This is a genomic window from Cnuella takakiae, from assembly GCF_001953305.1.
Lineage (GTDB): Bacteria > Bacteroidota > Bacteroidia > Chitinophagales > Chitinophagaceae > Flavisolibacter > Flavisolibacter takakiae.
In genome coordinates, this window is the sequence record NZ_MTFE01000010.1 from 381352 (window position 1) to 392628 (window position 11277).

At 51.1% G+C, this 11277-nt stretch carries 13 protein-coding genes; 8 read left to right on the forward strand and 5 right to left on the reverse strand.

The genetic code is table 11. The annotated features are described in order from the left end of the window. Positions 1 to 135: 135 nt before the first annotated feature. Positions 136 to 1728, reverse strand: coding sequence for a DNA recombination protein RmuC (gene rmuC / locus BUE76_RS02000; protein WP_073048007.1), 1593 nt, complete (start codon positions 1726 to 1728; stop codon positions 136 to 138). A 135-nt stretch (positions 1729 to 1863) separates the two neighbouring features. On the opposite strand from rmuC, the gene BUE76_RS02005 reads away from it, so the two are divergent. Then, positions 1864 to 2244, forward strand: coding sequence for a GxxExxY protein (locus tag BUE76_RS02005; RefSeq protein WP_216820612.1), 381 nt, complete (start codon positions 1864 to 1866; stop codon positions 2242 to 2244). 96 nt (positions 2245 to 2340) lie between these two features. On the opposite strand, the gene BUE76_RS02010 is transcribed toward BUE76_RS02005, so the two are convergent. The 3 genes from BUE76_RS02010 to BUE76_RS02020 all read right to left on the reverse strand — a co-directional run bounded on the left by BUE76_RS02010 (position 2341) and on the right by BUE76_RS02020 (position 5145). Further along, positions 2341 to 2646, reverse strand: coding sequence for an RNA recognition motif domain-containing protein (locus BUE76_RS02010; protein ID WP_073048009.1), 306 nt, complete (start codon positions 2644 to 2646; stop codon positions 2341 to 2343). A 350-nt stretch (positions 2647 to 2996) separates the two neighbouring features. After that, on the reverse strand, positions 2997 to 4898 hold the full coding sequence (locus BUE76_RS02015) for a gamma-glutamyltransferase family protein (protein ID WP_083596708.1): 1902 nt from the start codon (positions 4896 to 4898) through the stop codon (positions 2997 to 2999). A 46-nt stretch (positions 4899 to 4944) separates the two neighbouring features. Beyond that, entirely contained in the window at positions 4945 to 5145 is a 201-nt protein-coding gene (locus BUE76_RS02020) for a hypothetical protein (protein WP_073048011.1), read from the reverse strand. Between the two features lie 98 nt (positions 5146 to 5243). On the opposite strand from BUE76_RS02020, the gene BUE76_RS02025 reads away from it, so the two are divergent. Beyond that, positions 5244 to 5537 carry a DUF3817 domain-containing protein gene (locus BUE76_RS02025; protein ID WP_073048013.1) on the forward strand — a complete coding sequence of 98 codons (294 nt, stop codon included), beginning with the start codon at positions 5244 to 5246 and terminating at the stop codon, positions 5535 to 5537. 104 nt (positions 5538 to 5641) lie between these two features. Here the strand turns inward: BUE76_RS02025 and BUE76_RS02030 are convergent, their stop codons facing one another. Beyond that, positions 5642 to 6022, reverse strand: coding sequence for a hypothetical protein (locus tag BUE76_RS02030; RefSeq protein WP_073048016.1), 381 nt, complete (start codon positions 6020 to 6022; stop codon positions 5642 to 5644). Between the two features lie 194 nt (positions 6023 to 6216). On the opposite strand from BUE76_RS02030, the gene BUE76_RS02035 reads away from it, so the two are divergent. The 6 genes from BUE76_RS02035 to BUE76_RS02060 all read left to right on the forward strand — a co-directional run bounded on the left by BUE76_RS02035 (position 6217) and on the right by BUE76_RS02060 (position 11228). Then, entirely contained in the window at positions 6217 to 6960 is a 744-nt protein-coding gene (locus BUE76_RS02035) for a hypothetical protein (RefSeq protein ID WP_073048019.1), read from the forward strand. Positions 6961 to 7093: 133 nt separating this feature from the next. Beyond that, a complete protein-coding gene (locus BUE76_RS02040) occupies positions 7094 to 7537 on the forward strand; it encodes a response regulator (RefSeq protein ID WP_073048022.1) in 444 nt (147 codons plus the stop codon). A gap of 216 nt (positions 7538 to 7753) precedes the next feature. After that, positions 7754 to 8014, forward strand: coding sequence for a hypothetical protein (locus BUE76_RS02045; RefSeq protein WP_073048024.1), 261 nt, complete (start codon positions 7754 to 7756; stop codon positions 8012 to 8014). 346 nt (positions 8015 to 8360) lie between these two features. Then, positions 8361 to 8792 (forward strand): hypothetical protein, encoded by a 432-nt coding sequence (locus tag BUE76_RS02050; protein WP_073048027.1) that lies wholly within the window; start codon positions 8361 to 8363, stop codon positions 8790 to 8792. A gap of 144 nt (positions 8793 to 8936) precedes the next feature. After that, the gene (locus tag BUE76_RS02055; protein WP_158069914.1) at positions 8937 to 9608 is read left to right on the forward strand and encodes a uracil-DNA glycosylase family protein; all 672 of its coding nucleotides are present in this window, start codon (positions 8937 to 8939) and stop codon (positions 9606 to 9608) included. 219 nt (positions 9609 to 9827) lie between these two features. Further along, on the forward strand, positions 9828 to 11228 hold the full coding sequence (locus BUE76_RS02060) for an MATE family efflux transporter (RefSeq protein WP_073048033.1): 1401 nt from the start codon (positions 9828 to 9830) through the stop codon (positions 11226 to 11228). Positions 11229 to 11277 lie beyond the last annotated feature (49 nt).

The following is an 11277-nucleotide window of genomic DNA, read 5'->3' on the forward strand; positions in this document are numbered from 1 at the left end:
AGGAACCTGTATCAGCACCAGGTTAATAAAACCCTGTTACATATACATGAAGCTTGAAGCTTGCGGCTTGAAGCTAAAAACTGGCGGCTCACAGCATGCAGCTATCCATAGCTATAACGACAACCGCTATACAACTTACTCTTCCTCCAACATCATATCATTATCTGCGTCGGGCAACACTTCCACACCGCGGAGCTTGCGCTGGATGGCGCGGGTGCGTACGCCCACCACACCCTCAAGGTCGTTGAGACCGCGCTGGATATTGGTTTGTGCTTTTTCCAGCAAGCCACCGAACTGCTCGAACTCTTTTTTCACGGCGCCCAGCACCTGCCACACTTCGCCGCTACGTTTCTGGATGGCCAGGGTGCGGAAGCCCATCTGCAGTGAGTTGAGGATAACAGCCAGCGTGGTAGGGCCGGTGATCACCACGTTGCAGGTGCGCTGAATATCTTCGAGCAGGGCGGCCTTGCGGGTTACTTCGGCAAACAAACCTTCGAAAGGCAGGAAGAGGATACCGAAGTTGGTGGTGTTGGGCGGATCGAGGTATTTTTCACAAATGTCTTTCGCCATCTTCTTGATCACCACTTCCAGGTTCTTCTGCGCTGCTTCAATAAGCGCAGGATCGCCATGGTCGTATGCTTCCTGCAGGTGTTCGTAGGCGTCTTTGGGAAACTTGGCATCGATGGGCAGCCATACATAGTTGCGGTCGCCTTCACGGTTGGGAAAACGAACGGCAAATTCCACCCGTTCCTGGCTGCCAGCCCTGGTAGCAATGTTGGCGCCGTACTGCTCGGGTGCCAGGATGTTTTCGAGCAGCATCTGCAACTGTACTTCGCCAAAGCCGCCGCGCATTTTTACATTGCTCAGCACTTTTTTCAATCCGCCTACATCCTGCGCAAGGGTCTGCATTTCACCCAGTCCTTTCTGTACGCTTTCCAGTTGGCGGCCCACCTGTTCGAAGGAATGACCCAGGCGTTCGTGCAGGGTTTTCTGGAGTTTTTCTTCTACAGTCTCGCGGATGTTTTCGAGTTTCTTTTCGGTATGCTGCACCAGTACCTGCTGCTCTTTTTCCAAAGCTTCAAACTTCTCGCGTTGTACGCTGTTGAGGCGGTCCACGCCGTCGGTAAAGGTTTGGTTGAATCCTTTGAACGAAGCCTCCAGGGTTTGCCGCATAAGGTGGCTATCGGCCTTGGCCTGTTCGTTCACCGCAGCCAGCTTTTCTTCCATGCGGGTGTTCATCCGCTCCAGCTGCATGATGTTGCGGTCGGAGGCATCCTGCTGTACTTTTTTGAGGGCTTCCAGCCTGGTGCTTTGCTCGGTGGTAAACTCTTTCAGGCTTTGGGAAAGTGCCTGCCTGTTCTCGCGGCTGTTTTCGGCTACCCGCTCCATCAGGGCATTCATCTTTTCCTCCAGCGTGTTGTTGATGCCAGCCATAGCAGTGCGGTTACCTTCGGTGATGAGCCCGAGGGTTTGGGTAAGCTCAGTACGCAATTGCTGGATGGAGCCTGCTATTTCGTGGCGGGTTTCCCGCGAGGCAGTGGCGAGTTCCGTACGGTTATCGCGCAGGTCGGTGCGGAGCGACTCGGTAAGGATATCGAGTCGTTGCGTTAGGGCTTCAAAGCGTGCGGAGAGTGCTTCCACACTGGCATTGGGTTTGGGCCGAAAGGCTATGATGAGGATAATAGCAAGGGCAACCAGGATACAGAGCAGGATCAGCAGGGGGTCCATGGGCGGGGTGTTTTTGCTAAAAATATTCGCAAAGTAAGGGCATTTCACGCAACGGCGCAACGAAGCCACGGCGCAACGGATACATTGATTAAACCAATGTTAGGTTTTATGTTTAGGAAACCAACGCTGCTTACAATGATTCAGGAAAATGAAATAGCCAGGAGAGTATTGGATATCTGCTTTGCTATGCATCGAACCTATGGGCCTGGACTGTTTGAGCATGTGTACGAAGAAATACTATGTTATGAACTTCAGGTAGAAGGATTTCATTTCCGCAGACAACACGCCATACCCGTTGTACATAAATCCATTAAGCTAGAAGCAGGGTTTAAAGCAGACGTAATTGTTGAAGACTTTGTTATTTTAGAATTGAAGAGTGTAGAACAGCTAAAAGATATTCACTTTAAACAGCTGCAAACCTACCTGAAGCTTTCCGGCATCAAACTGGGGCTATTAATCAACTTCAATGTTTCGCTCCTTAAAAATGGTATTCACCGCATCGCCAATAATTTGTAACCCGTTGCGCCGCCGCTCCGTTGCGTCGTTGCGTGCAACAATACAAAAAGCCCCCGCAGCAACTGCGAGGGCTCAATGCTATAAAGCAAAAGCTGATTAGTAGCGCTTGTTGTAACCGCCACCGCCGCCGAAGTTGCCACCACCACGTGCAGGGCGATCTTCTTTAGGCTTAGCTTCCATAACCTTGATGTTGCGACCTTCTACGGTTGCGCCATCCAGTTCGGAAATTGCAGTTTGAGCGGCAGCGTTGTCGGGCATCTCTACGAAGCCGAAACCACGGCTGCGGCCGGTTTCGCGGTCCAAGATAACTTTGGCAGAAGATACTTCACCGTACTCGGCAAAGAAACCGCGGAGGTCTTCGTCCTGAACGTTGAAGCTCAGGTTTGAAACGTAAATGTTCATTGTTGTTGGTTAAAAAAATAAATAATGGTCTGAGGCGAAGCAAACGTAGAGGCAATGAAGGACTAGCAAAGACTAACCAACAATTGAACTAGATGCAAAGCTCAAATAACCGGACGAAGGTAGTGGTTAATAATTGCCCGCAAGTTTTTTTGTTTTATGGTAATGTTAATACCGGAACCGCAGATTTCTATGATTAAGAAATGATTTGTATGCTTTTTCCAAGCAGCCGCATACTCATCATTGTTTCCAAAAAAGGTTTTGGTTTAACAAAGGCTTTCAAGAGGCCGGCACCTCAATCAGAATGCTCCAATCAAATTCCTGCACCTGCCAGATCATACAAATCAGCCGTTCTACCAGCCGATTCCATAATCTTCCCCATGGTTGCTGCTGCCACCCCACAGCGAGCCATGCTTCCAGTCGAACCAGATAGCATTGATCGGCCCGCTGGTGCGGCTTTGTACCGTAGTGCGGTACCCCATTTTGCGGAGCTCTGCAAGCACCCAGGGTGGCGTTTGGTCGTTGACGATGATGCTGCCGGGTACCGGCTTGCGGTCGGCTTCCTTTTCGCCGCCCAGCGATAACCATAGCTGGTTGCTATTGATATTGGCGGCTTCCGTTGCCTGTTGCACGGTCATACCAAACTCCACCATATTCAGGAAAAACTGGAGCAGGTTCTGGTCTTGCGTATCGCCACCCTGCACGGCAAAGGACAGGAAGGGCTTGCCATCTTTCAAAGCCAGCGAAGGTGTGAGGGTTACTCTAGGCCGCTTGCCAGGAGCAACAACATTGAAAGGGTTAAGTGCCGAATCAAGCACAAAGCTTTGCATCCGCTGGCTCATACCCACACCGGTATTGCCGGCAATGGTGGCGGGCAGCCAGCCACCGCTGGGCGTGATGCTCACTACCCAACCGGCACTGTCGGCAGCTTCCACGCTGGTAGTGCCGCGCAACAAACGGTCCATGTACTCGGGAGTAAGCACAGCCGATGTGGCATCATGTGCAGGCACCACGCTGCGCATCCGTTGGGGTGTAGTGTCCATGCTAAAACCGCGGCTACGCATCAGGTTTAGATAAGGGTTGGTACGCCCTTCAAAAGGATAGGGATCACCGGGGCCAATATTGGGATCGTTGCGGTCGGGGTTGATGAGGGCTGCACGTTGTTTGGCATACCGTTTATCGAGCAAACCCCTGATGGGCTCCTGTGGTGCGAAGTAAGGATCGCCATAATAAAAATCGCGGTCGGCAAAGGCCAGGTTCATGGCCTGGTAAAGGGTATGGATATAGCGCGCCGAATTATAGCCCATGCTTTTCAGGTCGAACTGCTCGAGGATGTTGAGTGCCTGTAGCAACATGGGTCCCTGGGTCCACTCACGAAGTTTATATACCTCGATGCCTTTATAGGTTGTTTTCAAGGGCTCCTCTTCTATAGGCTTCCAGTTGGCGAGGTCCTGCAGCGTAAAAAGGCCGCCCTGCTCCTGTGCACCCCGTACCAGTTCCTGGGCGATATCCCCTTTATAAAACCGGTCGAAAGCGGCATAGATGGCTTGCTTGCGGGTTTTCTTTTGTTTTAAAGCTTGCTGCTCGGCTTCCACCATTTTGGTGAGGGTAGCCAACAGGTCTTTTTGCACGAAGATCTCCCCGGCCTCGGGTGCTTCCCGCTTTTGGCCGGCATGGGGCAGGAACACCTTTTTACTATAGGGCCATTGCTTGATGCGGTCCTTATTGGACTCCATCTGGTTGGCCGTCTGCGCCTCGATGGGGTAGCCTGCAGCCAGCTGCATGGCAGGTGCCAGCACTTCCTTCAAACTCAACGTACCATACTCGGCCAGCATGTGGCAGATGCCGCCTGGCGTACCCGGTGTAGTGGCTGCTAATGGGCCGTACTCCGGCGGAAAATTGAAGCCCTTGCTTTTGAAGAACTCGGGTGTAGCTCCGGTGGGTGCCACGCCCATGGCATTGATGGCAATCACCTTTTTTGTTTTGGGATTGTAGATGAGGGCCTGTGTTTCACCACCCCAGCTGAGTACATCCCACATGGTACAGGTGGCAGCCAGCATGGCACAGGCGGCATCTACGGCATTGCCGCCTTTACCAAAAACAGCAGCGCCGGCCTGTGCGGCTAAGGGCTTACCGGTAATGGCCATCCAGTGTTTGCCGTGGAGGGGTGGCTTTTGGGTTTGCTGGGCTAGGAGCGGGCTACCGGCAAGCAGCGCAAGCAGTGCCGCGCCAAATCGGAGTGTTGATATACGCATATTAAATGGGAACGCGGATTGAACGGATAAAACAGATTGAAACAGATCAGGAGCCGATGCGGAAACCAAGGCCGGTGCCTACATTGGCCATTTCATAGAACAGGGTGATGGTGAGCAGCACCTGCCCATTGCTGTCGGTACTTTGCGATTGCAGCACATGGCTGATGCGGTGACGGTGTTCCTGCATCCAGGCAGTCAACTCGTTTTGCAGTTGTTCGGGGTTGCCGGTAAATATTTTCAGTTGCATAGCGTAGTATTTAGCCCAAGGTACGGAAGGCCAAAGTTTTAACAGCCGATTTCCATACCCCAAAAATGAAGAGCATGTAAGGGCCTTACCTTCGCGCCATGAAGCTGCATCCTACCGTAAAACGCCTCCGCTTGTTGGGTTATCTTGAAGCTATTTCCTGGCTTGCACTCCTCTTTATTGCCATGCCCCTGAAGTATATGTGGGACATGCCCACTATGGTGCGCTATGTAGGCTGGGCACACGGCATTTTGTTTATCCTTTATTGCCTGCACTTGTTGTTGGTTAAGCAGGTGCTTAAATGGAGTTTTGGAAAAATGCTGACCGGCGGCATTGCAGCTTTCCTGCCTTTTGGCACTTTGTGGTTTGATAAAAGGATTGAGGCGGGGAGATAGAGGCGGTGCAACGTAAATGGGGAATGGTGAATATTGAATGAGACCATGGTGCACGAAATCCCTTTCCTGTCTTTCCCGTCTCTTCTGTCTTTCATGTCTTCCAACTATTCTTTCACCTCCAGGCTATACACATCGCTGCTGTTGCGCTGGAGGGGGCCGGAGCGGAAACCGCCTGGTTCGGGAATATCTTCCACCAATTCGAAAACGGTACACCCCTTATCCAGCCCTTCAAACACCAGGGTAAAGCGGTGGCCAGCAGGCACCAGCTTCCAGTTGGGGTAGGATACAATGTTGAAAGCCTGTATCATGGGTTTGCGCACGCCATCGTCCTGCACCAGGTAGGTAGTGGGCCATATGCGGATAAAGGAATCTTCCAGCAGGATGCAGTGTACAATAGTGGTACGTTCCTCCAACACATCACTGCTCACTTCAAAAGTTACCTCGGGGGCAAAACGCGGTTTGATCTCTGTTGTACTGGCTGCCATAACCCGTGCAAATTACACCCCATCAGGATATTGGACAAGCCGCGTGGTATTGGTATTGCAATTATCCTGGTGGCAACCCGGCCGGCATACAAAACAGGTAGTTCTCCATTGGCTTTTTGTGCAGCGATTGGGATTTGCGTAACTTATTACCGGTCGTGTTCCGGCTTCTATGCATACTACTCCTGGCGGGCATCATGCCTGCGCAAGCCCAAAACCTGAGTGGTTTCTGGAAAGGCACCCTCACAATGACAGGCGGCTGTTTTCCTACCAACCATATAGAACTTCAGATCACGGTGAGTGATGGGCGGGTAACGGGGAGTTCTTACCACTATCTGGACATACACAATTATGTAAAGAAAAGTTTTACCGGCGCCTACACAGCCTCCGACAAAAAGATCACGGTGCTGGAAGATATCGTCACCACGTTCAAGATTCCGCCCCATTGTATTGTTTGTATCAAAAACTACGCATTGGTGTACAGCCGCAATGGCAACGACGAAACCCTTACCGGTGTGTGGGACGGCAAGATCATGAACAGCGAATCGCCCTGCCAGCCTGGTACCATTGTGCTCCACCGCATTGCCGAATCGGCTTTTAAAGACATCCCCGAAATAGCTGTTGATACCGGCAAGGTGCGCCTCGACTTTTACGACAATGGTGAAATTGACGGCGACTCCATTACCGTTAAGGTAAACAAGCAGGTAGTATTGCAACACCAGAAGCTTACCGCCAACGCCATTACTACCTACCTGAATGTAGAAGCCAACACCGCCTTGTACGAAGTGGAAATGGTGGCCGAAAACCTGGGCTCCATTCCACCCAACACTGCCGTTCTGGTCATTACCGCCGGCACCCGGCGCTACCAACTCTTCCTGGCCTCGCAGCCCGACCGCAGCGCTTTTGTACGCTTTGTATACAATCGAAAGGCGCCCCTTTAGGTCATTGGGCCATTCTCCCATTATTGCTGTTATCGTAAATACACGTGGTGAAATCCGCGGCTTTTACCATTGCAATCGCCATATTATGATTGTACCTTAATCATCCCACCAGCAAGCACCAAAACACCACCGTATGCAACCACCTTATCCCCTGCTTATTGTAGACGATGATCCTGAAGAGCGCTACCTTTTGCAGCTGGCGCTCAACGATATTGGGTGGCCGGATGCCGCCCTGTACTTCCATTCGGCAGAGGCCGCGCTGCGCCACCTCGCCCTGCTGCCCCCCGGGCAATATCCTTCGGTGCTGCTGCTCGATTACCACATGCCCGGCATCAACGGCCAGCAGATGCTGGAACTGCTGAAGGAAAGCCAGAGTTTTCAGCACCTGCCGGTGATCATTTATTCTACACACCTTACCGCAGTACTAAAGGAAAAATTACTGCGTAGCGGCGTACTGCACTGCAGGTCCAAAGTGCAACGCTATGCGGAAGCAATTGAGTTTGCCCAATGGCTGCGTCAACTGCACTACCGCACGGCAACGCAACCCAGCGGGGCAACGCCTGGAACAGCTATTTAGTATAAGAAGTTATACTTACGGGCAGGAATACTTAAATTGCAACAGGTGATAGAAATAAAGATGAGCTAGTTGAGGCTCTTTTTCTACACCCGTTTTTGCCCGTACCCCACTTGTAACTGGTCCCGATGTATAATAATTGGTGATTGTAACCTGGCTTGCAGCACTTTTTTTACGGCACCCTCTTTGTGCTACTGCAAACCTCTAAACCAAATAGGTATGACCCGCGAAACTTTTAACCAACTTCCGAGAAACGAACAACGTTTGCTGTTGCTGACGCAGGGCTGTTTTCTGGAAGAACGCCAAACTTCCCGTCACGATGTGATGCTATACCAAATCAACCAGTTTTATGCGGAAGCCTATTTTGTAAAAAATACCAACAAGCTTTCCTTCTTCAAGTCTTTTAGCGGCACGGAAGGTTTGGAGCCCTACCTAGCACAAATTGATATTACCGACCTGCTGCAACAGACACACCACTAACAAAGCATTTTAAACGATACAAAGCAACGCCGCAATGCGTTGCTTTTTTTATGCCCCAGGCTTTCACCTGGCTACCGGCATCATACCAAGAACTACGACACCAACCGCCTTACCGCTTATCCCGTAAAACCATGATTGTTAAGCAGTTTTAACAATAGAAGCCTTGTCTCTCATCAAGGCCTTCTGCCGCTACTACCGAAATTATACCGCTTGCACCCGCATTGCCAACCGATGCATTGCAAAAGTCATTTTATGCCCCGCCGCTGGTGCACATAGCCCTAGAAACCAGGGTGCACCCACACTAGTTTAGCAGTACAAACAAACCTCACCTAAAACCTTTTGGATCATGAAAAAGCTATTTATCGCCGCAGCCATGCTTGTTTCACTCAGTTCATTTGCCGGCCCCGGCGTTGATGAAGAACTGGAGCGCCATTTCCGCGAAACATTCCCCGCAGCCAATGCCATTAAATGGTACGACAGCAAAGAAGGATATGAAGTTTTCTTCACCCTCAACAATATCCAGTGCCGCATTCAGTACGATGCAGATGGCACCATGAAGACCATGCGCCGCGATTATACAAAGGAGTCGTTGCCCATGTTTATAACTGGTGCGGTTAATAAAAAATACCCCGGCAAGAAGATTTTTGGTGTAACCGAACTCACCACACCTTCCGGCCTCCAATACCACATTGTGCTGCAGGACGAAAAGAGCTGGTATTTTGTTGACGGCACCAGTGGCGGCGATCTTTCGCTGAACCATAAGCTGCACAAGAACTGAATAGTTTTCATCCAGTATACCCCACTATATATACAGGCCTTTGTGTACCGACATGCTGCAGGCAGCAGCGGGCACAGGGGCTTTTTCGTGTAGTGCGGGCAATAGCTGCGCACTGGTTTTGTAGTATTGTATCAAATGGAGCATATGGCTGAAAGCTGGGCGCAGTTCCTGATGCGGTATTACCTACAACTGAAACCGGGCAGGCTGCCTAAAGGATTTAGCTGGCTGCACCCACAACAGGAGCCGGCAGTGCAGCAAACCATGGCCTTGTTCTTCGATAAATATTTCAACGACACGCAACCGCGCCTGCTGATGCTGGGCATCAATCCGGGCCGCTTTGGCGCAGGTGTTACCGGTGTAAATTTTACGGCACCCAAACAGCTCACCCATCCATGCAACATCCCGCATCCGTTTGGCAGCCAAACAGAGCTGAGCGCCGAATTTATTTACGACATGATTGCGGCTTATGGTGAGCCTGAGCTTTTTTACAACCAGGTATTTATTGGTTCGGTTTGCCCGCTGGGTTTTGTAAAAGGGGGCAAAAACATCAACTACTATGATGATAAAACTTTGCTGGCAGCAGTAAGCCCTTTTATCATCAACAGCATGCAACAGCTTGCAAACTGCAACATCGACCGGCGCAGATGCGTGTGTATTGGCGGCGAAAAAAATTACAAACACCTGAACCAATGGAACGAACAGCACCAATGGTTCGACACCATTATACCGGTGCCACACCCACGATTTATAATGCAGTACCGGCGCAAAGAAAAGCACCAGTTCATAGATGCCTACCTACATGCGTTAATCCTTTAAGTGCTGCTTACTTAATTCGTGCTGCTGCAGGAAGCAGGCAGGCAAACGAAAAATCTTTTTCCGGTACAGCTTGCAAACGAAAACAATAATGATACTTTTGCTTCCTCAACGCTCCCCGTTATGAAGCTCACTGCCAGGTCTTAATTAAAGACCATCCTTTCTCCAGATCAGTACCGGTGCCAGCGGCACCCCTCTTTTTCATTCAGATAATTTTACTGCATGTCGCAAACTATTGTGCGCAAGCCCAGAGCTGCGTATTGGGCAGGCCTTATCAGGCAGGCACTTAAGGGCGAGGAGCATGACTATACATCGGGCAGCATGCGCCTTGCCATCTTTCTCCTTGCCGTACCCATGATCCTTGAAATGATGATGGAGTCGGTATTTGCCGTAGTGGATATTTATTTCGTGGGCAAACTGGGCAAGGAGGCCGTTGCCACGGTGATCCTTACCGAATCCATTCTTACACTGTTGTATTCGGCAGCCATTGCATTCAGCATTGGCGCCACGGCACTTGTTGCCCGCAGGGTGGGCGAAAAAAACTTTGACGCCGCCGCGCACACCGGGGCGCAGGCCATCAACCTGGGCATCATGGTAGCCATCGGGGTAAGTATTGCCGGTATGGTGGGCGCCCGCCAGATACTGGAACTGATGGGCGCGTCGGAACAGGTGCTGGCTACAGGCATCATGTATACCCGTATTGTGTTTGGCAGCAGCATTGCCATCCTGTTGCTTTTCCTCATCAACGGTGTGTTCAGGGGTGCCGGCAACGCAGCTATTGCCATGCGGTCGCTGTGGCTGGCCAATGGCTGCAATATTGTACTCTGCCCCATCCTCATCCATTTCTTCGGGCTTACCGGGGCAGCCATGGCTACGGCCACCGGCAGGGGCATCGGGGTTTGCTACCAGTTGTACTACCTGTTCAAAGGCAATAACCAGTTTCGCCTGAAACCAAAACATTTTGCCATCGACTGGCCCGTTTTGCGGGCTCTGTTCAGCATTTCCTGGGTAGGCTTTGTGCAGTTCTTCATTGCCTCGGCAAGCTGGATCGTACTGGCCCGCATCATGACCTCTTTTCACAACGATGCCGCCGTGGCCGGATATGGTGTTGCCATCCGCATCATCATGTTTTTCCTGCTGCCTGCATGGGGTATGAGCAATGCTGCGGCAACCCTGGTGGGGCAAAACCTGGGTGCCAAAAACCCGGAACGTGCCGAGACATCGGTATGGAAAACGGCACAATACAATGCCCTGTTTATGGGCACGGTGATGCTTTTGTTCCTGTTGTTTCCACAAGCCATTGTTGGTTTTATGAATAAGGATCCGCAAGTGGAACAGTATGCCGTTCAGGCACTGCGGGTGATCAGCACCGGCTACATCTTCTATGGTGTGGGCATGGTGATGGCCAATGCATTTAACGGTGCCGGTGATACCAAAACGCCCACCATTATCAACCTGTTTGGTTTCTGGTTGTTTCAGATCCCGCTTGCCTATTTCCTGGCAAAACAAATGGGACTTGGACCGCTGGGTGTGTTCCTTGCCATACCCATTGCCGAAACGGCCATTGCCATTGCTGCATTTATACTGTTCCGTAAAGGCAGGTGGAAGCGGGTTTCCATTTAACCAGAGATGGGCAGGATTTTAAAAGGAGTGACAGGAAGCCGGGGGGGGC